This is a genomic window from Pantoea sp. paga (assembly GCF_007558755.1).
In the GTDB taxonomy this organism is placed as follows: Bacteria; Pseudomonadota; Gammaproteobacteria; order Enterobacterales; family Enterobacteriaceae; genus Pantoea; species Pantoea agglomerans.
In genome coordinates this window covers 108,494-131,608 of the sequence record NZ_VLTF01000010.1, presented here as the reverse complement: position 1 = coordinate 131,608, position 23,115 = coordinate 108,494, and the positions used below count along the sequence as shown (strand labels likewise).

Annotated in this window: 20 protein-coding genes and 1 pseudogene; 11 read left to right on the top strand and 10 right to left on the bottom strand. The window is 55.7% G+C overall.

Translation table 11 applies throughout. The features are described from left to right. Window positions 1–16: 16 nt before the first annotated feature. Window positions 17–262, bottom strand: coding sequence for a hypothetical protein (locus FOV68_RS21070; protein WP_010256845.1), 246 nt, complete (start codon window positions 260–262; stop codon window positions 17–19). A 71-nt stretch (window positions 263–333) separates the two neighbouring features. After that, window positions 334–1,239 (bottom strand): LysR family transcriptional regulator, encoded by a 906-nt coding sequence (locus FOV68_RS21065; RefSeq protein WP_069027166.1) that lies wholly within the window; start codon window positions 1,237–1,239, stop codon window positions 334–336. Window positions 1,240–1,343: 104 nt separating this feature from the next. Between FOV68_RS21065 and budA the strand changes: the two genes are divergently transcribed. The 6 genes from budA to FOV68_RS21035 all read left to right on the top strand — a co-directional run bounded on the left by budA (window position 1,344) and on the right by FOV68_RS21035 (window position 8,931). Next, window positions 1,344–2,126, top strand: coding sequence for an acetolactate decarboxylase (budA, locus tag FOV68_RS21060; protein ID WP_086906840.1), 783 nt, complete (start codon window positions 1,344–1,346; stop codon window positions 2,124–2,126). A 14-nt stretch (window positions 2,127–2,140) separates the two neighbouring features. Next, window positions 2,141–3,820 (top strand): acetolactate synthase AlsS, encoded by a 1,680-nt coding sequence (alsS, locus tag FOV68_RS21055; RefSeq protein ID WP_010256852.1) that lies wholly within the window; start codon window positions 2,141–2,143, stop codon window positions 3,818–3,820. A gap of 21 nt (window positions 3,821–3,841) precedes the next feature. After that, entirely contained in the window at window positions 3,842–4,615 is a 774-nt protein-coding gene (locus FOV68_RS21050; protein WP_143991521.1) for a (S)-acetoin forming diacetyl reductase, read from the top strand. Between the two features lie 205 nt (window positions 4,616–4,820). Further along, window positions 4,821–6,272, top strand: a complete 1,452-nt coding sequence (locus FOV68_RS21045) for a flagellin (protein WP_031593742.1) — start codon at window positions 4,821–4,823, stop codon at window positions 6,270–6,272. 338 nt (window positions 6,273–6,610) lie between these two features. Further along, window positions 6,611–7,924: a CitMHS family transporter gene (locus tag FOV68_RS21040; protein ID WP_031593743.1), complete on the top strand. Its 1,314-nt coding sequence runs from the start codon at window positions 6,611–6,613 to the stop codon at window positions 7,922–7,924. Between the two features lie 167 nt (window positions 7,925–8,091). Further along, entirely contained in the window at window positions 8,092–8,931 is an 840-nt protein-coding gene (locus FOV68_RS21035) for an MBL fold metallo-hydrolase (RefSeq protein WP_039387306.1), read from the top strand. 51 nt (window positions 8,932–8,982) lie between these two features. Here FOV68_RS21035 and FOV68_RS21030 read toward each other — a convergent pair whose 3' ends face one another. After that, entirely contained in the window at window positions 8,983–9,297 is a 315-nt protein-coding gene (locus FOV68_RS21030; protein ID WP_039387307.1) for a HigA family addiction module antitoxin, read from the bottom strand. Then, window positions 9,297–9,578: a type II toxin-antitoxin system RelE/ParE family toxin gene (locus FOV68_RS21025; protein WP_031593746.1), complete on the bottom strand. Its 282-nt coding sequence runs from the start codon at window positions 9,576–9,578 to the stop codon at window positions 9,297–9,299. The genes FOV68_RS21030 and FOV68_RS21025 overlap by 1 nt, the downstream gene beginning before the upstream one ends. A 153-nt stretch (window positions 9,579–9,731) precedes the next feature. Here FOV68_RS21025 and yefM point away from each other — a divergent pair, with 153 nt between their 5' ends. Then, window positions 9,732–9,983, top strand: a complete 252-nt coding sequence (gene yefM, locus FOV68_RS21020; RefSeq protein ID WP_143991494.1) for a YoeB-YefM toxin-antitoxin system antitoxin YefM — start codon at window positions 9,732–9,734, stop codon at window positions 9,981–9,983. Window positions 9,984–10,153: 170 nt separating this feature from the next. Here yefM and FOV68_RS21015 read toward each other — a convergent pair whose 3' ends face one another. Continuing rightward, the gene (locus FOV68_RS21015) at window positions 10,154–12,691 is read right to left on the bottom strand and encodes an excinuclease ABC subunit UvrA (RefSeq protein ID WP_143991493.1); all 2,538 of its coding nucleotides are present in this window, start codon (window positions 12,689–12,691) and stop codon (window positions 10,154–10,156) included. Window positions 12,692–13,354: 663 nt separating this feature from the next. Here FOV68_RS21015 and FOV68_RS21010 point away from each other — a divergent pair. The 3 genes and pseudogenes from FOV68_RS21010 to FOV68_RS20995 all read left to right on the top strand — a co-directional run bounded on the left by FOV68_RS21010 (window position 13,355) and on the right by FOV68_RS20995 (window position 15,068). Continuing rightward, on the top strand, window positions 13,355–13,813 hold the full coding sequence (locus FOV68_RS21010) for an STM2901 family protein (RefSeq protein ID WP_031292265.1): 459 nt from the start codon (window positions 13,355–13,357) through the stop codon (window positions 13,811–13,813). After that, window positions 13,807–14,100 carry a DUF1493 family protein gene (locus FOV68_RS21005; RefSeq protein WP_022624214.1) on the top strand — a complete coding sequence of 98 codons (294 nt, stop codon included), beginning with the start codon at window positions 13,807–13,809 and terminating at the stop codon, window positions 14,098–14,100. The genes FOV68_RS21010 and FOV68_RS21005 overlap by 7 nt, the downstream gene beginning before the upstream one ends. Window positions 14,101–14,199: 99 nt before the next feature. Beyond that, window positions 14,200–15,068: pseudogene (locus FOV68_RS20995) on the top strand (IS3 family transposase). A 214-nt stretch (window positions 15,069–15,282) separates the two neighbouring features. On the opposite strand, the gene FOV68_RS20990 reads toward FOV68_RS20995, so the two are convergent. Together FOV68_RS20990 and FOV68_RS20985 are read right to left on the bottom strand one after the other, a co-directional pair. Next, window positions 15,283–16,761: a YsnF/AvaK domain-containing protein gene (locus FOV68_RS20990; RefSeq protein WP_143991492.1), complete on the bottom strand. Its 1,479-nt coding sequence runs from the start codon at window positions 16,759–16,761 to the stop codon at window positions 15,283–15,285. Window positions 16,762–17,047: 286 nt separating this feature from the next. After that, window positions 17,048–17,617: a pyridoxamine 5'-phosphate oxidase family protein gene (locus tag FOV68_RS20985; RefSeq protein WP_143991491.1), complete on the bottom strand. Its 570-nt coding sequence runs from the start codon at window positions 17,615–17,617 to the stop codon at window positions 17,048–17,050. 260 nt (window positions 17,618–17,877) lie between these two features. On the opposite strand from FOV68_RS20985, the gene FOV68_RS20980 reads away from it, so the two are divergent. Next, window positions 17,878–18,462 carry a GNAT family N-acetyltransferase gene (locus FOV68_RS20980; RefSeq protein WP_143991490.1) on the top strand — a complete coding sequence of 195 codons (585 nt, stop codon included), beginning with the start codon at window positions 17,878–17,880 and terminating at the stop codon, window positions 18,460–18,462. A 47-nt stretch (window positions 18,463–18,509) separates the two neighbouring features. Here the strand turns inward: FOV68_RS20980 and FOV68_RS20975 are convergent, their stop codons facing one another. From FOV68_RS20975 to FOV68_RS20955, 3 genes are all read right to left on the bottom strand, one after another. Then, window positions 18,510–20,648 (bottom strand): EAL domain-containing protein, encoded by a 2,139-nt coding sequence (locus FOV68_RS20975; RefSeq protein WP_143991489.1) that lies wholly within the window; start codon window positions 20,646–20,648, stop codon window positions 18,510–18,512. Between the two features lie 405 nt (window positions 20,649–21,053). Then, window positions 21,054–21,293, bottom strand: coding sequence for a hypothetical protein (locus tag FOV68_RS20965; RefSeq protein WP_031593758.1), 240 nt, complete (start codon window positions 21,291–21,293; stop codon window positions 21,054–21,056). Window positions 21,294–21,655: 362 nt separating this feature from the next. Next, window positions 21,656–23,089 carry a methyl-accepting chemotaxis protein gene (locus tag FOV68_RS20955; protein ID WP_143991488.1) on the bottom strand — a complete coding sequence of 478 codons (1,434 nt, stop codon included), beginning with the start codon at window positions 23,087–23,089 and terminating at the stop codon, window positions 21,656–21,658. Window positions 23,090–23,115 lie beyond the last annotated feature (26 nt).

Below are 23,115 nucleotides of genomic sequence, written 5' to 3'. Positions count from 1 at the left end.
AGATCGCCGGAAAGGATCAGTTCATCACCTCGACCAGAATCAGCGGGCACTTTCTGACTTTGCAGGCCTGACTGTAGGCCAGCGAGCAGACCGAACAGAGATCGCGCACGTCAGACTGGTACTCATACTCCATGAAATAGCGGAACTGGCCGCCCGCCGAATCTGTTCTCCAGAATCGCTGCGGCTCCAGAATTTCATCCAGTTGCCTGAATGTCAGGGCTGACGGGTTGTGAAACCCGACTCTTACGCGGTATGTAGTCATGCACCGATTATTGGCATCCCGGTCCCTGGCCGCCAGTTGGTTATTGTTTTCAGTTCAATAGCTGGCGCTTATCAACCCGCTTCGCCTGGTGCCGCAGGCTGTTCTGCCAGCAGCGCCAGCAGATGCAGCACCGCTTTTGACGGATGAAGCCGACGCCAGGCAAAGGCAACATCAGTAAACAGCGTGTTGTTTTCGATATCGCAGAAGCTGACCCCGGGGTTATCGACGCAGCGCATCGACTCCGGCACCAGCGCAATCCCGCAGCCCGCCGCCACCATGCCCAGCGACGTAGTGATCTGCGGAGCCTGTTGAAAAGTGTGGCGCGAAAAGCCCGCCCGCAGACAGGCAGTGACAATCAACTCATACAGGCTGGGCGAGACGTCGCGCGGGAAGATCACCAGGGTTTCCCCCGCCAGCGCGGATAGCGCCACGGTGGGTGTGCCGCTGAGGGGATGGCAGCGCGGCAGCGCAATCAGCATCTTTTCGGTGGAGATGACGCGCAGATTAAATGCTTTGCTGCTTTCACACGGCAGCCGGATAAAAGCGGCATCCAGCAATCCCTCCTGTAAATCCTGCATCAGCAAAGACATATTCTCTTCGCGGGTCAGCAGCTCCATCGCCGGATAACGCTCTTTAAACTGGCGGATCAGGGTGAAGATGCGTGGATTAAACGCCACCGAGCTGGCAAAGCCCAGCGACAGCTGACCACTGATCCCGCGCGCAATACCGCGTGCGTTCTCCAGCGCCTGATCGGCAAGTTGCACTATCTGCCTGGCATCCGCCAGAAACGCTTCGCCCGCTTCGGTGAGTTCCACTCCACGCGTCAGGCGCTTCAGCAACGGTGTGCCAATTTCCTGCTCCAGTCGCAGTATCTGCTGACTCAGCGGCGGCTGCGAAATCCCCAGCATTTCAGCGGCCCGGGTGAAGTGAAGCGTCTCGGCTACGGCAACAAAATAACGCAGGTGGCGAAGTTCCATATCAAAAACGTCTCAAAGTTAACAGGTTTCGCTATTGGACCCACCGACTGAATCGGTTCACCATTAGGTTAACACGGCTTAACGGTTAATCGACGAGGCATCAAATGAGCAATTATGTAACTGATTGTTCCTGTGAGGATCAACTAAAACATACTGTCTTAACGCTTTCCCAGGATGCACCAGAAAGCGTTATCTATCAGACCTCTTTAATGAGTGCGCTGCTGAGTGGCGTTTACGACGGCAATGTTCGTATTGCCGATCTGTTGCGTAAAGGGGATTTTGGCCTGGGTACCTTTAACCGGCTGGATGGCGAGATGATCGCGTTTGACAGCAAGGTGTATCAGCTGCACGCCGACGGCAGCGCGCACCCGGCCGATCCGGCGCAGAAAACCCCGTTTGCTGTGATGACCTTTTTTAAACCGCAGCATCTGTATGAATTTGACCGGCCGATGTCGCGTGAGGCGATCCATCAGGTGATCGACAACGAAATCACCTCCGATAACCAGTTCTGCGCACTGCGCATCAGCGGTCGTTTCAGTCGCGTCGAGACCCGCACCGTGCCATGCCAGTGCCGTCCCTATCGCTCAATGCCGGAAGTGCTGGGCGATCAGCCGACCTTTGCCTTCAGCCAGCGTGCGGGCGAACTGATCGGATTCCGTACGCCGCAATATATGCAGGGCATTAACGTTGCGGGCTATCACGAACATTTTATTACCGACGACCGCGAAGGCGGCGGCCACATTCTCGATTATGCGCTGGAACAGGGCACCCTGACCTTTGGTGCCATCAGCAAGCTGGTCGTGGATTTGCCGCAGGACAGCGATTTTCTCAATGCCGACCTCAACCCCGCCAATCTTGACGCCGCGATTCGTGCGGTAGAAAGCTAATCAGAGGAATGACGATGAAAACTCCAACCGATACCACACTCTGGACCTGTGGCGCTGACCTGGTGGTGGCGCAACTTGAGGCACAGGGCGTCCGCCACGTCTTTGGCATTCCTGGCGCAAAAATTGATAAAGTCTTCGACTCACTGCTGGATTCCTCCATCCAGACCATCCCGGTTCGCCACGAAGCAAACGCCGCATTTATGGCCGCCGCAGTGGGCCGCCTTACCGGCAATGCGGGCGTGGCGCTGGTCACCTCCGGGCCGGGCTGCTCCAACCTGATCACCGGCATGGCCACCGCCACCAGCGAAGGCGATCCGGTGGTGGCTATCGGCGGTCAGGTGAAGCGCTCCGACAGCGCCAAGCAGGTTCATCAGAGCATGGACACGGTTTCAATGTTTCGCCCAATCACTAAATATGCAGTTGAGGTCACAGACCCCGCTGCGCTTTCTGAATGCCTGTCGAATGCGTTTCGCCACGCCGAACATGGCCGGGGCGGCGGTGCCTTTATCAGCCTGCCACAGGATATTGTCGATCAGCCGGTTACCGGCAAAGCGTTGAGCAGCAAAGGCCGCCCGGTACTGGGCGCCGCACCTGACTCAATGATCGACGCCGTCAGCGAGGCCATCGCCGGGGCTAAAAATCCGGTCATCCTGCTGGGATTAATGGCGAGCCAGACAGAGAACAGCGAAGCGATTCATGAGCTGCTGACACGCAGTCACATTCCGGTCACCAGCACCTATCAGGCAGCGGGAGCGGTCAGACAGGATCACTTCTCACGCTTCGCCGGGCGCGTCGGGTTGTTTAACAACCAGGCGGGCGACAGGCTGCTGCAACAGGCTGACCTGATCGTCACCATCGGCTACAGCCCGGTGGAATATGAACCGGCGATGTGGAACAGCGGTAACGCCACCCTGATTCATATCGACGTAATACCCGCTGAGACCGATAACCGCTATCTGCCGGACGCAGAACTGGTGGGTGATATCGCCGCCACGGTGCGTAAACTCGCCGCGCGCATCACCGCCCCACTCCAGTTGACCCCGGAAGCCGCCACCATCCTTGAGGATCGTCAGCAGCAGCGCAAATTGCTCGCGATGCAGGGTGCCAGCCTCAATCAGTTTGCTCTGCATCCGCTGCGCATTGTGCGCGCCATGCAGGACATCATTAACAGTGACGTCAGCCTTACCGTCGATATGGGCAGCTTCCACATCTGGATCGCCCGCTATCTCTACAGCTTCCGCGCCCGGCAGATCATGATCTCCAACGGTCAGCAGACGATGGGTGTGGCCCTGCCGTGGGCGATTGGTGCCTGGCTGGTCGAGCCGCAGCGCAAAGTGGTTTCAGTTTCCGGTGATGGCGGCTTCCTGCAATCCAGCATGGAACTGGAAACTGCCGTCCGCTTAAAAGCCAACATTCTGCACATCGTCTGGGTCGATAACGCCTACAACATGGTGGCGATGCAGGAAGAGAAAAAATATCACCGCGTCTCGGGCGTCAATTTTGGACCGGTCGATTTCAAAGCCTACGCCGAAGCGTTTGGGGCAGCGGGCTTTGCGGTGACCAGCGCGGCAGAGCTGGAGCCGACGCTGCGTAAAGCGATGGATGTTCAGGGACCCGCCGTGGTGGCTGTGCCGGTCGATTACACCGACAACCCGCTGCTGATGGGTCAGCTGCATCTGAGCCAGCTTCTTTAATTTCTCAAAAAGGAAATCATGATGAAAAACAGAGTGGCATTTGTGACCGGCGCAGGCCAGGGCATTGGTGAAGCGATCGCCCTGCGTCTGGCGAAAGATGGACTGGCGGTTGCGGTAGCCGATTTTAATCAGGAGACCGCACGCCAGGTCGCGGAGAAGATCAATAAGCAGGGCGGCAAAGCGATTGCGCTGAAAGTCGATGTCTCGCAGCGTGATCAGGTGATGGAAGCGGTAGAAGAGGCGCGCCGCACGCTGGGCGGCTTTGACGTCATCGTCAATAATGCCGGTATTGCGCCCTCCACGCCGATTGCTGAGATCACCGAAGCGGTGGTCGACAAGGTCTACAACGTCAATGTCAAAGGGGTGATCTGGGGTATGCAGGCCGCGATTAAAGCGTTTGCTGCAGAAGGTCACGGCGGCAAAATCATCAACGCCTGTTCTCAGGCGGGTCATGTCGGTAATCCGGAGCTGGCGGTTTACAGTTCCAGTAAGTTTGCCGTGCGCGGCCTGACGCAGACCGCCGCGCGCGATCTGGCACCTGCCGGCATCACGGTCAACGCCTTCTGCCCTGGCATTGTCAGAACACCGATGTGGGAAGAGATCGACCGGCAGATCTCTGAAGCAGCCGGCAAGCCTGCCGGTTACGGCACCGAGGAATTTGCGAAACGCATTACGCTGGGACGTCTTTCTGAGCCGGAAGATGTGGCAGCCTGTGTCGCCTACCTCGCCAGTCGCGATTCCGATTACATGACCGGTCAGTCGCTGTTGATTGATGGCGGCATGGTTTTTAACTGATCTTCGTTCGCCTGCTGCGTCATCGCGTAGCAGGCGTGTTTCCTGCCATCCTTGAACCGTTAATTTTTTTTATCTGAAAAGCGGTTAGCCATCAGACTGTTGACCGTCCGGCCCCGTATTCCCTGCCTTTTTGTCGCCACAGAGATTAAAGCTGCTTATCACCCTGCCGATAAAACAGAGACTCCTCTCCCTGTTCGAAGCGACCATGTTAACGATCAACCATAACGAAACCGCCGCGATTACGAACAAAACGCGGTACAACACTGACTCTGTTCTGGGACGAACGGTTGAACGGTTATCATCAGGGATGAGAATTAACAGTGCCAGAGATGACGCGGCAGGTCAGGCGATTGCCAACCGCATGACGGCCAATATCAATGCCGATGCGGTGGTAGCGCGTGGCCTCAATGACGCCATCAGCTATTCCCAGACTGCCAGTGGCGGCCTTGGCAGCATCGTCGATCTGCTGGTCCAGGCGCGTACCCTGTCGGTCCAGGCAGCCAACGGCACGCTGTCAGACGCGGATCGACAGAGCGTCAACAGCCAGTACCAGCAGATTCTGGCAGGCATCAATGAAGTCGCTGACCACACCGAGATTTTCGGGCGTTATCCGCTGGCGACTAATAATCCCGATCTGCCTCCTGCGAAACTGGGTAACGTTGACCCTATCAACACGAAGTTTCCGGTGCCGGGCAAGAATTACTCCTTTACCTCGGGCGTGATCCCGCTGGCCTATATCCCGGCAGGCTCGACGGCGATAAGCATCACGATTGATTCGCTGGGTATGGATGACGATCTCCAGCTTTTTACCCGCGACGGTAAGCACCTGGTCGGTACACCACTGGACGGCAGTGCGCCTGATTACACCTGGGCCAGCAAAAGCATCACTAATGCGGCTACCGCGGATAGTCGCCTCCTGACCAGCAGTAACGGATTTGCCAGCGGTGCGACTTATGACAGTTCTCAGTTGCTGGAGGGCGGCCCGAGCTGGACGCTGGCGGGCAGTAACAGCAGCACCTACAACGGCATGAACATCACTTACAGCGGTGACGGTGATCGCTATGAGGATGTCGCCAGCGGCGATTTCAACAACGGCACCATCACCAGTAACCGGCTTGAGCGCATCACGCTGGATACCGTCAGCGAGGATTTGATTGTTGTGGTGGTGGGCAATGGCTCCTTCACCGGCAATCTGACCTGGGGAAAGCTGCCGGAACCCAAAGGCGTGCCTGCAACGCCGCCACATGAGAGTCGCCCTCTGGAAGTGGTCACCAGCGCCGATTATGGTCAGCCAGTGCAGTCGGATAGCATCCCCGCTACGCCGTCAGATACCAAAACGCTGGGGCTGAACAACACCACACTGCTGAACAGTGATGACATCTCCACCACCATGAAGGCGCTCGATAGCGCGCTGGAGAAGATCAGCGGCTATCAGTCGACCTATGGCGCGAAGATAAATCGTTACGAATCGAACCGTAATGTGCTGGCGCAGCAGGGCGTGGATACGTCAACGGCTCGCAGCCGCATACAGGATGCGGACTATGCTGAAGAAGCAAGCCAGCTGGCACGCAGCCAGATTATTCAGCAGGGTCAGACGGCCGTCAGCAAGATGGCGAACAAGACTCCTGAGATGATTCTCCAGCTGTTAAGTAACTAATCCCTCTGCCCGGCTGAGCAACCTGACTCAGCCGTTCCCCCTGTTTCTCCTGTACCCAGCACCTCTGATTCCATTTCCAGCTGGCCCGAAATGCATGGTTGCACGTGGCCCCCTTTGATCCCAGTCACACAAACTCGTTTAAGATTCGTTTAAAGATGATCGTGATCACTCTTTTTTGTTAAATAAATGCTAAATCCTGACAGCGATTTAATATCATCTTTCTGAGCAGGGTTAATTAAAACAACAGGTTAATCATTATCACGCTAAGTACTTACCTGAATTTTCCTGCCGACATGTAACTTTTTCATTACTTTTACGCCATTGCGAGGGCTGTTAATTTGCTGACGATACTGGGTTTTTCCATGGTTGTTTGCTTCATGTATCTGATCATGACCAAACGCATGTCAGCCTTGATTGCGCTGATCCTTATACCCACCCTATTTGCGCTGATTGGCGGGTTTTACCAGGGCCTGGGTACCATGATGCTGGATGGCGTCAAAACGCTGGCCCCTACCGGCGTGATGCTGACCTTCTCCATTCTCTATTTTGGTCTGATGATCGATGCCGGACTGTTTGACCCGCTGGTACGCTTCATTCTCCGGCTGGTGCGCGGGGATCCCCTGAAAGTGCTGGTCGGAACGGCGGTGCTGACGCTAATGGTCTCGCTGGATGGTGACAGCTCTACCACTTACATGATTGCCATTGCCGCATTCCTGCCGCTCTATCACCGGCTGGGTATGAACGTGCTGATGATGACCTGTCTGGTCAACCTTGCCAGCGGCATCATGAACCTCTCCCCCTGGGGTGGCCCGACGGCCCGTGCTGCAGCGGCACTGCGCATCGACGCCCTCGACATCTTTATTCCGATGCTGCCTGCCATGTTGCTGGCCTGCGCCAGCCTGGTGGCGATGGCGGTGCTGTTTGGCCTGCGTGAGCGTAAGCGTCTTGGCGTAATGACCCTGAAAGATCACCATATCGACAACATTGAGCTGGGACTGGGCGATGCTGAAGAGTGCGCAGCTAATCGCCGTCCGAAGATGTTCTGGCCTAACTTCATCCTGACCACCGTGCTGCTGGTGCTGCTGGTGATTGGTTTACTGCCGATTCAGATCCTGTTTATGCTGGCGTTTGCGATTGCGGTGATGCTCAACTATCCGACGCTGGAGGAGCAGAAAGCGCGCATTGGCTCCCATGCCGGTAACGTCCTGGCCGTCACTTCGCTGATTTTTGCCGCCGGTATTTTCACCGGCATCCTTTCCGGCACCGGCATGGTTGATGCCATGGCGAAGAGTCTGCTGGCGGTAATTCCACATAGCTTCGGGCCTTACCTTGCGGTGTTTACCGCGCTGGTCAGTCTGCCGTTTACTTTCTTTATGTCGAATGATGCGTTTTATTTCGGCATCCTGCCGGTTATCGCCCAGACGGCAGCCAGCTACGGCATCACCGCGGAAGAGATTGCCCGCGCGTCTATTGTTGGCCAGCCGTTCCACCTGCTGAGCCCGCTGGTGCCGTCAGTCTACCTGCTGGTGGGTCTGGCGAAAGTCGACATCGGCGACCACCAGCGCTTTGCCATCAAGTGGGGGATTCTGGTCAGTCTGGTGCTGATGGCGGGCGGTCTGCTGACCGGTGCTTTCCCGCTGTTCCACACCTGATAATCCTCTGCTTTCTGGCGGATAACCGGCAATTTTGCCCGGTTATCCGCTTCACCGCTCCGCCTACTGCGTCATCCCTCTCTACACTCTATAGCCAGGCTGATGTGCTGCGCGCCGGACATGCCGTAGCTTCTCAGAGATATCCCCATTTACCCTATGGAGGCCCGATGAAAATTCACCACCTTAACTGTGGCTGTATGTGCCCGCTGGGCGGCGCGTTCTATGATGGATTCAGTAAAGGCCTGAAAGCACATCTGGTCTGTCACTGTCTGTTGATTGAGACGGATCGCGACGGGCTGGTGCTGGTGGATACCGGCTTTGGTCGCCAGGATATCCATGCGCCCGGCAGCCGCCTGTCCGGCTTTTTCCGCGCATTAAACAATATTCAGCGCCGCGATGAACTGACCGCACTGTCGCAGGTTACGTCACTGGGTTTCCGGGCTGAGGATGTGCGGCATATTATTCTGACCCATCTCGACTTTGATCATGCTGGCGGACTGACCGATTTTCCGCAGGCGCGAATCCATCTGTTGCAGCAGGAGGTTGATACCGCGCATCAGCGCCATAGCTGGCTGTCACGGGAACGTTACCGGCCTGGACAATGGGGTGGGATCAGCAACTGGGAAACCTATCAGCCGCAGGGAGAAAAGTGGTTTGGTTTTGAGGCGGTTAATCGCCTGCGTGACTTACCGCCGGAGATCTTGCTGGTACCGCTGGCGGGCCATACACCGGGTCACGCGGGTATCGCGATTCAGCAACCCGATGGCTGGCTACTGCACGGCGGCGATGCCTGGTTTTACCGCGGCGAAATGCGGCAGCAGACGCGGCACTGCACGCCAGGACTGCGCTTTTACCAGTGGATGATGGGCATGGATAACGTGGCGAGACGGCACAATCAGCAGCGACTGCGTGAGCTCTCCTGCCAGCGCGGCGGCGAAATCACCTTTTTTTGCAGTCACGACGCCCGTGAGCTGGATGCGTTACAGGTTAATGCGCCGCTGCGCTGATGAGATAAAAGGTTTGTATTGGCGATTAGGAAAGCCGCTACGGGGCGAGGACTATACCGTCTCGTCCCGCAATGACGATGCTACGATCCCAGGATGCAGAGGAACGCCGGAAACATCTGTAGTTTCTCGCGCCTTATGCAGATCACATGCGGCCTGCATGGATAACCAGAGCCGTGCTGCAATACCCAGGCCCGCCTCCAGCCGTACAGCCATTTCCGGGCTGACGGAGGCTTTACCGCTAGCCACTTTGCTCAGCGAAGCTGCGGAAACGCCCAGCTGTTTAGCCAGACTGCGCAAGCTGATGTCGTTATCTTCGAGATATTCCGCTATCAGGCCACCAGGGTGTGGCGGATTAAACATTGCCATCAGTGATAATCCTCAAGGTTGAGAATGAATGCGTCGCCGTCTGTAAATTCGAACGTGATGTGCCAGTTTGCTCTGACCGTAATTGAATAGAGGTTCTTTCTTTCACCCTTCAGTGGGTGAAAGCGAAAGCCCGGATAGTTTCTGAATTCATCCGTTGATACGGCTTCATCAATTACAAGCAGGCGCAGCCTGATACGTTCTGCGTCCTGAGACTGCACGCCGCTTGTGTCGCCTTTCTCATAAAGCTTTTGTAATCCCTTGTGCTTCCAGCTTTTAATCACGATCAGACTCCCTGTTTCGCCATAAGAAACACTACATCATCTGTTTCGCAAAAGGAAACACTTTCGCGATTTCATCTCCAGAATTCTCACCTAAACTCCCCTGCCAGCAGTCGTCATTGTAAAATGAGCTGTAATACCCACTGCGGAGGTTCCATGAGAGCAATCAGTTACAGCGAAGCCCGACAGAATCTGTGTGACATTATGGCTCAGACCGTTGAAGATAAATCGCCGGTATTGATCACCCGCCAGAACGGTGAATCCTGCGTGCTGATGTCGCTTGAAGAATATAACTCACTGGAAGAGACGGCCTTGCTGCTGCGATCGCCTAAGAATGCCCGCAGGTTGATACATTCCATCGAAAACCTGCAAAGCGGTAATGGGAGTGACAGGGATATTATTGAGTAAAGTCCGTACAAGCCGGGAAGGTCATTTCTACTGGCAGAATACCGATATCATTCCTGACCAGAAGGCTTCTCCTCTGGTAATAATAAGAGCTTGCGGGTTCAGGAGCCTCCATATTGCCCCTGAGCCCTCAGACTACATCACCTTAAGCGGTAGATACCTATACCGCCCGATTACTCCGGATCGCCCGCCCTCTTTTTTAGCTGCGCGGAAAGCCAGGGCGCAGTCAGACTCTCTGCAGATGCGCTGACCTCTTCCGGTGAGCCGGAGGAGACAACCCTTCCTCCTTTAAGACCCGAGCCGGGACCCAGATCAATCACCCAGTCCGCCTCTGCCACTATGCGCATGTTGTGTTCCGCCATGATGACGGTATGACCACGCTTCACCAGTTCATCCAGCACTACCAGTAGCTTATCCATGTCTGATGGATGCAGGCCTGTCGACGGTTCATCAAGCAGATAAAGCGTGGAGGTTCGCTGGACCCGCTGCAGCTCCCAGGCGAGCTTGATACGCTGGCACTCGCCGCCCGACAGTTCAGTGGCGGGCTGACCCAGCGTCAGATATCCCAGCCCCAGCGACGTCAGTGCTTTCAGCGAACGCTGGATCCCGTCATGTCCATGAAACACCTCAGTGGCGTCGTCCACGGTCAGATCAAGCACATCCGCTATCGTCAGGTTGTTCCACTTCACCTCCAGCGTTTCGGGATTATAACGGCTTCCCGCGCACACGGAACAGGTGGCGGTAGCGCTCGGCATGAAGAGCAGCTCAATCGAAATCTGTCCCTGCCCTTCACAGGCAGGACAGCGTCCGGCTGGCAGATTGAAGGAAAACCGGCTGGCGCTGAAGCCTTTGGCTTTCGCCGCGTCGGTGTCTGCAAACAGCCTGCGGACAATGTCGAAAAATCCGGTGTAAGTGGCCAGATTTGAGCGTGGTGTCCGTCCGATAGGACGCTGATCGATTCGGACCAGACGGCCGATGGCGTCACTTCCGCTGACAACCTGACCCTTAACGTCCGGCACCAGATCCTCTTCCTCGCCCTCCTCGATGTCAGGGGTTTTGTCAAAACGTCCGAGCATTTCCGGAAGCACGCGATTCAGCAGCGTCGATTTTCCGGAGCCGGACACGCCGGTGACGGCCGTCATTCTCCCCAGTGGGATGGCGATATCCACTCCGGCAATATTGTTGCAATAGACCTGTTCAAAGCTGAGCCAGCTCTCTGCGGGCCGGCGCTGGCGCAGCCCGGTATAGCTTCGTGAGAAAAGATAGCCCGAGGTGGGTGACGCACTGACTTCTTCAAGCCCTGCTGGTTCGCCGTTATAGACAATCTCACCGCCATTTTTTCCCGGGCCTGGGCCGACCTCGATAAGCCAGTCCGCCTCGGCGATGAGGTCAATATTATGTTCGACGACCACCAGCGAATTACCGGCACGCACCAGGTTCTTCAGGGATGCGAGCAGCGATTTGACATCATCTGGATGCAGCCCGGCTGACGGCTCATCCAGCACATAAAGCACGCCAAAAAGCCGCGATATCAGCTGGGTGGCCAGACGTACGCGCTGCAGCTCGCCGGATGAGAGTACGGTGGTACGGCGTCCCGGCGCCAGATGACCCAGACCCAGCGTTTCCAGCTGCTCAAGCCGCATACAGATATCCGACGCCATTCGGATAACCGCCTCACGCAGTGCTGCCTCTGCCGGCAGGTCTGGCGATGCGCCACGTGCATAAGGCTTCAGCAGTTCAGCAAGCTCTGAGACCGGCAGCTCACTCAGGCTGGCAATGTCATGCCCGGCAAAGGTGACGGACAGCGCATCCCGGTTTAGCCTTTTACCGTGGCATTCAGAACAGGGAGTGACTGTCACAAAGCGTGCCAGTCGTTTCTTTGTCGTCTCGCTGCCACCCGAATAACTCTGCAGCACGATTTTTGCTGCACTGGTGTACGTGCCGGTATAAGCCGGCTCTTCGCCCGCCGCCAGCGCTTTTTCACGCTGCTCAGCGTTCAGACCGACAAAAATCGGCACCGAGGGCTGTTCGTCAGTCAGCAGTATCCACTGCTGATCCCGGGCTGAAAGCGTATGCCAGGGCGCATCGACATCGTAGCCGAGCGTCTCAAGGATGCTGCGCAGATTTTTGTTATGCCAGCCTCTGGGCCAGGAAGCGATAGCTCCCTGGCGGATGCTCAGTGAGACATCCGGCACCATCGACTCGGTTTTAACGGTGTGCACTCTTCCCAGTCCCTGGCAATGGGGGCAGGCACCTTCAGGATTGTTAGGCGAGAAATAATCGGCGGTCATAAAGGGAACGCCTTCAGGCCTTACGCCCGCCCGGGAAAACAGCAGGCGCAACGTGACAGAAATTCGGGTGAGGCTGCCCACCGTTGAACGCTCCTGCGCGCCAGCCCGGCTCTGCTGAAGCGCCACCGCGGGCGGAAGTCCGTCAATATTATCCACCTCCGGCGCAGCAGCCTGATCGATCAGACGACGGGCATGTGGCGACACCGACTCGATAAACCGGCGCTGGGCTTCCGCATAGAGGGTATCAAAGGCAAGGGACGATTTACCGGAGCCTGAAACCCCGGTGAACACCACCATGGCGTTGCGGGGAAATCGCAGCGAAACATCTTTGAGATTATGTGTTCTTGCACCCTGTACCGAGATATAAGGATCAATGTGCTCATCAGCGCGGTAATGATCGGCGTTGCGTTGTTCTGTCATGATTTCCCTGATTGATAATGCACGGCAGATTCACGATCGCCTGCCGTTAATGACTAAAAATTGCAGATGCTAATCCGGCGTTCAGGCTATCCGGCCCGTTTTGGGATAAAAACAACAGCAAGGGTAGTCAGGGATCGCGGTCAGCACAACGCGAGGGGGGTTCATCGCTTCGTGGCAGCACAGACTGGTAACCAGCATGTACAGAAAGCCTCCTTATCTCTTAAGAAAAACCTTGGAGCAAACTTAAATAAAGCAAAGCCGTCACTAGCAAATCGCTTATGTGACTCTAATGTAAATTCCTGTGGTATCGATAAATGCAGGTCTATGTAAGGTATGGATATAAACAATGGGAAATGTTTAATACCCCACGAACCTTTCTATAACCTTTATCTCTCTATGGCCAGGTATGCACTCCAGAGTGCCTGGTGCCGTCCCGCTCCCGTTATTCAGCGTGCTGACGGCATAAAAAATCATTTAAGACATAAGGATAGCGAAACCATGCCCATTTCTGAAATGATGCCGCGAGTGCCTGCAGGGAGATGAGGTAAAATTACCGTTTTTTATTATCCTGTCGCAGACCGTCAGGTTGTCAAGCATGAACGCGCGAGGTATTGTTTAAAAAGCATCAGGATGATGAATGAAGTGAACTTGTGGGAGCTGGCAGTGGATACGACTGAAGAACTCAATAACACCTATTTCTACGCGGGCAGACCGAACCTCACCGCTGGTGAGCTCTTTTTCATGATTTTCTGTGAAGAAGTCGCTGAACAGCTGGGCATTGATGACTTCGGAGCGATCGTGGCCATCCTGTCTGGACGTAATGTCCTGACTACCCGCACCAAACCGCGCGATGCTCTCAAGGGTACCTCCTATGCCTCACGGGCAGCACGCAGAGTATTCCCTAACGCCAAGTTTCCTTTCGGCATACAGCTCCCCACCATCGTAGGGGGATACCCGCCCCGGACCGCGCGTATCCTTTTTACGCATAAGCTCAGCACCTTTGTCGGTCGGGCGATACCCGTCGTGGGCTGGGTGATTCTGGCAAGAGACGTTGCCGATATCAGTTTCAATTCGGTCAGACTGTACAATGCCATCGCTCGCGGGGAGGATAAGTTATGGTAGATGACACACAGGCACGCGTAATGGCACTCATTGAGCCGTGGAACGGCCGATCGCTGCTTACGTTCCGGAAAAAAACACTCACGCCAGAGATGTCGCTTAATCAGGACATGAAGCTTGACCCGGAGGACGCTGCGGAATGCCTTCAGAACGTCTTCGATGCGTTTGGAATGGATTCTGATCTGGTGACTTTCAGCCTCTACTATCCAAAAAACCCGCGCGAGGCCATCCCTCTTACTATCGGGATGGTAATCGAGTCAGCCCGTGCCAGGCGATGGTGCTATGACTGATATGACCTGCTCCCCGTTGATTAGTACACCCCGATGTTAGTAATGTCTTCATAAGCCACATGAGGGCATCCCCATGAAGAAGCGTTTTCCGACGAACAGATCATCAGTATCCTCCGCGAGGCCGAAGCCGGGGTTTCTGCACGGGAACTCTGCCGTAAGTATGCTATTTCAGACGCTACTTTCTACACCTGGCGCAAGAAGTTTGGCGGCATGGAAGTCCCTGAGGTAAAGCGGCTTAAGTCACCTGAAGAGGAGAACGTCCGCCTTAAGAAGCTGCTCGCCGAAGCCATGCTGGATAAGGAGGCGCTTCAGGTGGCTTTGGGTCGAAAGTTCTGACGACAGACCAGAAGCGGGTATACCGCATTTATCACCTTAACGGCCTGAGTGTGAAGCGCAGACGACGTCGTAAGGGTCTGGCGACTGAGCGGCTTCCGCTGCTTCGCCCGGATGCGCCCAATCTGACCTGGTCAATGGATTTCGTCATGGATGAACTGGCCACCGGTCGCAGGATCAAGTGCCTTAACTGCGTCGATGACTTCACAAAGGAATGCCTGACTGACACTGTTGCCTTTGGGATTTCAGGCGTGCAGGTCACGCATATTCTGGACAGTATTGCGCTGTTTCGCGGATATCCGGCTACGATAAGAACTGACCAGGGGCCGGAGTTTACCTGTAGAGCACTTGACCAATGGGCCTTTGAGCATTGCGTGGAGCTGCGGCTTATTCAGCCCGGTAAACCGACACAGAACGGATTTATTGAGAGTTTTAACGGACGCTTTCGCGATGAATGCCTGAATGAACACTGGTTCAGCGATATTGTTCATGCCCGGAAAATCATTAATGACTGGCGGCAGGACTATAACGAGTCCAGACCTCATTCATCGCTGAATTACCAGACGCCGTCTGAATTTGCAGCAGGCTGGAGAAATGGAAAATCAGAAGGTAAACAAACCGACATTACTAACTGATCGTTGTATCTAATACTGGGGGGCTGGTCACTAATAACGTACATACACTTAAGACGAGAGGTCTATATAACTTTCAATGTGGCCATTCACCATTAACGGGTGCCAGGTCTAAGTGATTCCATTAAATTGCCTTCGGAATTTCAGTGTGATTTATGAAAAAAACCCGTCTGCGACGGGTTTTCAGGCATAGAAGGCGACAATTACCGCTCCGGCATTACGGCTTTTTAAACTTGTCTTCAACCTTCTCTTTCGCTTCCGCGATTTTATCACCGGCCTTCTCCGCGAAACCCTCTTTATGCGCTGGCTCGCTGCCTGGCGTTACCGGACGGGAGTCGTGGTCAGCGCGGGCCTGACGCGTGCTTTCAAGTAACGGATCGGCCACAGTACGATTCCCGGTCAGCCGGTCTGCTCCGAGAGGATCTGTACTGGCATGGTCAATATCCACTTCCTGACGACGTACCGAATCGTTGATGGTTTCAACCCGATCGCTTGTCTCTTTACGTAACACCACCTCTTCAATGATCTCTGCGGTCTTATTAATGACGGGCTGCTCATGCGTCTCTTCCACTTCGACAGTTTTTTCAGACCAGTCAACATGAGTGGGTGAACCTGATTCATTCACCGGACGACGGAAGATTGCGGCGTGCTGCTCATGCAGCGAGACATTTTCTGACACCTGATCGGTGACAGTGTAGCGGCGAACGCGGGTTGACCCTTCGCTGACCAGACGTTTACCCACTTCCAGTCGCTCCTCTGCCAGACGCAGTACATCCTCGTCACTTTCGTCACCGGTCAGGGCAGTACGGGCAGCGCCACGATGGGCAGGAGCGGTAGAGAGCGGATCGACGGCGGCATTATCCTGAAGCGTTCCACTGGCAGGTGCAGTCAGACCATCACTGGTCGCGTAACCGGGCGCGTAATCATCGGGCAGCGCCGCACTGCGCTCGGTAAGCTCTTCATGTGCATCAAGGATGCCCAGGGCGCGAGGTAATTCATCTTCATCGGCCCGCAGCGACAGCACTACTCCGCCGGTTCGCATCGCGTCTTCATACACTTCGGCCTGATCCTCCTCCAGCGTATTGCCGAACAGGCGTTGCCAGAAGCCAGGGTGACGGGCCTCCTGACCTTCGGTACGCAAACGATCACCGGAGATGATATCAATGTCATCATCCAGGAACCCGGCCTTGATCAGGTTACGCTTTGCACCCTCTGCCAGTGAGATATTGCTGAACATTGTTACGATTGTTTCACGCGCCATGTTGTGCTCCTCGGTGATGGATTTGGACGGCTCTGAATAGGGTATTCGGGTCAGGTGAGCGTGCTGTTTTCGCAGGGAGACAACCTGTTCTGTCGCTTCCTCACTGACAACTTTGCGGATATGCCACTCCTCTTTCAGCACCAGATGACGAACGATCTCGATTTCCTCTTCAACGACAGGAATGATCAGAACACCATTTTCTTCACGGATCTCCGGCATCTCAGCCAGGCGTTCCGATTTAGGAATGCGTTCTATTTCCGCCGTCTGGTGCCGGAGCATCAGCGCAATCTTCTGCTGATGCTCAGTGACCTGTCGGGTAACCCTGACATGACCGTCGATGACCCGCTGTTTCGAGACCTCAACGGTTTCCTCCGCCAGGCTTATCACCTGGTCGCTACCCTCTGACCCTGGTTTTTCAGGAGGTTGATTGTTCATGTTTAACCTGCCTGTGATACAGAGCGATCATTTGTTCTTTTCTTTACCTTGAGCATAAGTCACTGCTTTTCGGTTAGTAAAAGCCTGGCACAAACAATGACAAAAGATAGTAAAAAGCAGAAAAACGCCATTATATGAAGATAACGTGGTGCTAAAATCGATTAAGCGGTGCGGCAGATAAAAAACAGATAACGAAGCGGCAGACAGTGAAATCTCTTTTATCGCGTGCGCGAAAACAGGATCAATCAGGCGTTAACCCGACCTGAAGTGAATCAGGCATATCGGGTCAGGGGTTGAGCCATTCGCTTTCCTGCAACTCGCCGTTAGCCGAATAGCGAAACAGGGCGCGCTGATTTTCGTTTCGCTGAAGCTGATAGGCGTCCAGCATACTGGCCTGAAAAATCACCACGCCAAAACGGGACTCCCCGGTTTCCGCTGCCGTCGCGTCAGGCGTTTCGTTAGCCGTTGTCCGCGCTTCCCCCGGAGGTCCGCCGGTGTAAGGCTGCCGCGTGTGCTGCGGTAACGCACGCCAGGCTGCCCGGGCAACATCACTTCCCGCCGCATAACACTCAACCCGCCCTGCCAGCCGCAGCTGCAGGCGACGCTGATGGCAATATCCCAGCACGGTAACCTGCGGATTCGCCGCCATCTCCTGCCACTTCGGGCTGCGAACATCCGTATGAAATGTCAGCATCCGGCGGTCGTCGACACACTGGCGCAGAACCACGGTGCGCGCCTGAGGTTGCAACAGAGCATCGACCGTACAGAGCATCAGATAACGAAATCCGCCCTGTGGATCGGGCGCAGATTCCTGCAGTGCAGCCCAGGCTCCAGTTTCAAACGTTTTCAATTCCATGGGGATTACTCTCATCAGGGTCAATTTTCAGCCATCTGGCTAAAAGCGTAGCAATGAAGTGGGAAGAAGGCCTGACAGCGCAGCGATAAGAGCAAATGTGGCCAGCGGGATCTGGATAATACACGAGAGCAGGCGCTGTTGAGATAGCGTCGGGATTGCGGGATACCTCGCAGAGCAGCGAAAGCACGTCCCGCCAGTCAGCCACTCTGTGTTATTTTTGCGCCATCGCCACAGAGATCCGATCCACAGGGAGTTGCACGATGACAACTGAAGAGCCAGCTAAAGTACCGGCTGAAATACCGCTGAAAGTCACCTCGCCACGCCTGACTTATCGGCCACTTCGGCAGGAAGACTGGCCCTTCTATCTGGCAGTCAGTCAGGATAGATCGGTGATGCAGTACATCAGCGATCCGCGCAGCGCTGAAGAGATCAGAACCCACTCATTTGATGTCCGCCTGCCCGCCTGGTACAAGGGTTGCAGGCACTGGCTCTGTCTGGTTATCGGAGAAAAAACATCCGGTTCTCCGGCTGGCTTTTGCGGGTTTATCGATCGCGGAGAGGGTATTGCGGAGTTTGGCTTTATTCTGGCCGCAGATGCGCAGGGCAAAGGCTACGGCAGCGAGTCTCTGCATGCCATTATCACCTTCTGCTTTGAGCAACAGGATTACCGCAAACTGATCGCGACGGTGACAGCAGGCAATGCGGCCTCACGCCGGACCCTGATCTCAGCGAGCTTTGTGCAGGAGGGAACGTTGCGGCAGAACTTCTTTCTCAACGGCCAGTGGCAGGATGACTGGATCTTCGGCTTGCTGAAACAGGAATACCGGCCCGCACACTCACCCTGAGGCGCAGACTATCAGGCGTCGGGCATTCTCCTCTCCGCTCGCCACCATCAGACCGATTCGCGTGGCGTAATGTCGGAACCACTGGCGACAGCGGGTGGATAGTGCTCCTCTCCGCACAGCATCGCCTCAAAGTCCGCCGGCGTCAGTGGCTGGCACAGACCATTGCCCTGCATAATGTCGCATCCGGCGGCGGTAACAAAGGCGATCTGCTCTTTGTCTTCCACCCCTTCGGCAGCCACCCGGATACCCAGGCTTTTGCCGAGCGCGGTAATTGCCCGGAACATCATACGCACCCGCACGCTGGAACCCAGCTCGTGCGTCATCGACTTATCGATTTTAAAACCCGTCACAACGCTATAGCGCAGCAGGTTAATCGCCCCCAGCGTACGCCCGTAATGATCGATAACGAACGAGGCTCCCGTTCGGCGTACGGCGTCAACCTGAACCGGCATATCCTGCATCAGCACGGCCAGCAGTGGCTCATCCACTTCCAGCTCGACAAAACCGGCATCGCCTCCGGCACTCTCACGTATCACCGTCTCCAGGCTGTTCCCTGCCAGCTGGCGCGGAAACAGGTTGATGCTGACGCGAAGCTGAGGAGAGCGAACCTGCCACTGCCGGACCTGTGCCAGAGCACTGCGGATGATCCATTCACCCAGCGTGACTGAAAGCGGGCTTTTAACCAGCATGCCTATAAATTCAGCCGGCAACAGCAGCCCGCGCGTCGGATGCTGCCAGCGCACCAGCGTCTCACAGCCAATAAGCTTTCCGCTTTCAACGTCGTAGCGGGGCTGATAGTAAAGAGTGAACTGCTGCTGCCGCACAGCCGTTTCCAGTTCGCGCTCAAAGCGGCGGCGCTGCTGCTCCGCCTCACGAAACGCGGGCATAAACAGCATGCTGCAGCCTTTACCCGACGCTTTGGCGCGGTAGAGCGCCAGATCAGCGGCGGACATCACCGAAGAGGGATCCCTTCCGTGCTCCGGATAGGAGGCGATGCCGGTGCTGGCACCGACCACCACCGGCGAGTCGTGATAGCGGAATGGCGTCTGAACGGCCGCAATCAGTTTCTCCGCAGTGATCGCTGCCTCAGCACTGCCGCCCGCTAACAGGATCACAAATTCATCACCGCCCAGGCGCGCAGCCGTCACAGCACTGGCGCACACCGCACGAATCTGTTCGGCAACGTGACACAACAACGCATCGCCTGCCGCATGTCCCAGCGTATCGTTAACCTCTTTAAAACCATCGAGATCGGTCATCAGTAACGTATAGGGGACGCCCGCCCGGGTCAGCTGGCCCACCTGATCCATAAACGCGCTCCGGCTGGCGAGACGTGTCAGCATATCCAGTGAGGCCAGCTCACAGAGTCGCGCCTCACTCTCATAGCGGGCCGTGACATCGCGGATGATCATGCCCACCAGCCGCTCGCCCTCTTCACGCCAGCCCGAAAAAGAGACCTCTGCCGGAAATTCACGACCTTCACGCGTCACACCCCATATCTGCAAAGAGCGAGGGTGCGAGATAGCCGCTTCGTCAGAGGTAATCCGGACCAGTTCATTACGGTAGTCAGTCTGACAGCGAGCAGGGATCAGCTCGCTGATATACTGGCCGCGCATCTCCTCTGCGCTGTAGCCAAACAGCGCGGTGGCAGCCGGGTTCCAGAAGGTTATGCCACGCCGAAGGTCGGTGCAGACAATGGCGTCAGGCGAAGTGGATGAGATCGCCTCGAGTCGCTGCTGGCTGGTGTAGCGCAATAACTCCAGACGATGCATCTCCATGCGATCCATCACCAGTGCAGCAATATCAATCAGATGCTTCCGGTCCTCTGCGGTCAGCGGCTCACGCGGATGGCTGTCGGTCAGGCAGACCGTGCCAATGTGATGCCCATCCGGGGTCGAAAGCGGGATCCCCGCGTAAAAGCGGATAAAGGGGTAACCGTGAACCAGTGGACTATCGCAGAAGCGCGGATCTTTCAGCGTATCGGGCACGCAGAGGATATCGCCCTGCGCCAGCGTATGGTGGCAGAAGGCAACGTTGCGCGCCGTACCTGAAATATTTAAACCGTAACGGGAGGCGAAGAACTGTCGCTTTTCATCGATAAGCGAGACAAAAGCGACCGGCACCCGAAACAGCCGCGCGGCAAGCGTAGTAAGGCGATCCAGCGCATCGGTCGGCGGTGAATCCATCAGATGATACTGCTTAAGTGCGTCGAGGCGAGCCGCCTCGGCATCATGATAAACTGGACGTTTCAGCGTAACTCTCCTCTGATGTTATCTGCTGTGGCAGGCCAGCCACAGCATAAAGAGGACACGTTCAATCAGACAGAACGCGCAGAGTTCACTGCCGACCCGCTGCCAGAAGAAAGGCCCGTCAGTGAACCCGGCAGCAACAGGTTGCCGCGCTGAGCCCGATAAAGCTGACGCCGCAAACATAAAGGCATCAGTTAATACGTTATGCCTGGCAGAGAGGGTGCGACGAACGCCCAACATTATCTGGCCAGAACAGAGCAGACGAGCGGTAAACACGCTTCGCTTAACTCTCTATATCGGCCCGACATGACTTTACTTAAGAGAAAACAGGGGCTGAATGCCTTACTTTTTGAGCTTCGGTACCAGTTGATAGTGCGGATGCTCTCCGGCGAGCAACATCAGCAGTTCATATTCTCCCTGGCTGAGCAGCGCAGGATTTTTCGCTGCTTCTTTGGTCTGCCAGACACGCTGACTAAGATCGAAACGCTCGGCTGCAATCTCCTGAGAGAGACCGGCCGCAAGGCGTAGTTCACGTACGTTGTGCTGGACGGCGACAGGCCGTTGTAAAATCTGATTTCCCATATAAATACTCCGCATAACGGTGCCCCGGCGAGATGGCCTGGCGGAAGAACACGCCTGCGGCCAAAACATAAATTTGAGTTAAGTTTTAAAAGCCCGGCATTTTACACTTATCAGGAAAGCGTAGCGCACCAGTAAAAACAGAGAAAATAACCTGAATTATATTTAAATCGCTGCCCGGATAATTTTTGTACCGCTGAGAAGAGTAATTGTCATTCTGAATGGTGGCGTTGATCCAATGATGATCAACGTCAATCACAGTCACAAAAAATGACCGTTTCATTCCTCTTTTAAAAAGAGTGAGCGTTAATCGTTATCCCGTCCCGGACAGACATTATCTACAGTTCAGAAAAAATACGTTCAGGCTATGCCCGCGCAAACGTTGCCCAGCCACCTTTTTCAGCAGGCGTGACGCGTTTAGTCTCTAAGGCGAGAGGAGGATGCGGCAGGGTAAAGCGCGTAATCACGCTGCCCAGCGTTTCAGTCTGTCCACTGAGACTGCCTGCCGTCGCCGAAACCTGCTGAACCAGCGTCGCATTCTGCTGCGTTACGCGATCAAGTTCTGCAACGGCGACCGTGACCTGAGCAATCCCTTTGCTCTGTTCATCCGAAGCCAGCGCAATCTGTCCGATCAGTTCATTCACGCCGCCGACGCCGCGCAGCACGGCCTCCATGGTGGTACCTGCGCTCTCAGCCGCCCGCCGTCCATCGTCAACGCGTGCCACGGTATCGGCAATCAGCTCTTCGATCTCTTTAGAGGCAGCAGCACTTCGCTGTGCCAGTGAACGTACCTCACTGGCGACCACCGCGAAGCCGCGGCCCTGCTCACCCGCACGGGCAGCTTCTACAGCGGCGTTTAACGCCAGAATGTTGGTCTGAAACGCAATGCCATTGATAGTGGTGGTGAACTGCCGGATTTTTTCTGATCCCTGAGCGATGCTGGTGATGGCTGCCGATACCAACTGAACCAGTTCTACGCCCTGCTGAGTCGTATCCGTGGTGCTGGCAGCCAGTTCACGTGCCTCCCGGGCATTCTGTGCATTGTGACGCACGGTGACGGTAATCTCCTCCATACTGGCTGCGGTCTGCTCCAGCGCAGCAGCCTGAGTGGATGTCCGGTCGGAGAGATCGGCATTACCCGCAGCAATGTCGCCCGCTTCACGATGAAGAATGGCGGCGTTGTCTCGGATAGCGCTGACCGTCTGCAACAGACTGTGCTGCATCTCTTTGACCAGCGGCACCAGTTGTCCGACACAGTTGCGCCCCAGATCTTCCGGCTCGCGCGTCAGATCGCCATCGGCAATAATTTTTAAATGACCGCGAATTTTACCTACCGGACGCACCAGATGAACGACCAGATAGCGGTCGCAAAACAGCAGTAACGCTACTGCCGCCAGCAGTGCTGCCAGCAAGACGCCCTCAAGCCGATGCCGGTCAGCCTTCAGCGGGGCCTGATTCCCGGCCAGCTGCTGCGTCACCTTGTCCAGCTGCGCACGGGCAACCGTTGCGTATTCTGAGGGGGTTGTCGTGAGTGCCGCGCGGAAGTTATCCCAGTCAGCATCTGCCGGGGTGGAGGCGACGAGCGCGTTTTTATCGGCTGGCGTACCGCTCTGCATGACGATAGCGCTGTGCGCCAGAAAGCTCAGCTGCTGCGTCAGAACGGCCGAACGATCGGTTTGACGAAAGATATCGCGCACTACCTGGCTGCTGTAGCCGCCTGCCAGCACGACGATGCCCAGTGAGACGATCATCATCCACAGCACAACGCGGCGGATAGTGAAATGCCTGAGTGAATTCATGAGGTTTCCCCGATGTTGTCATTGGT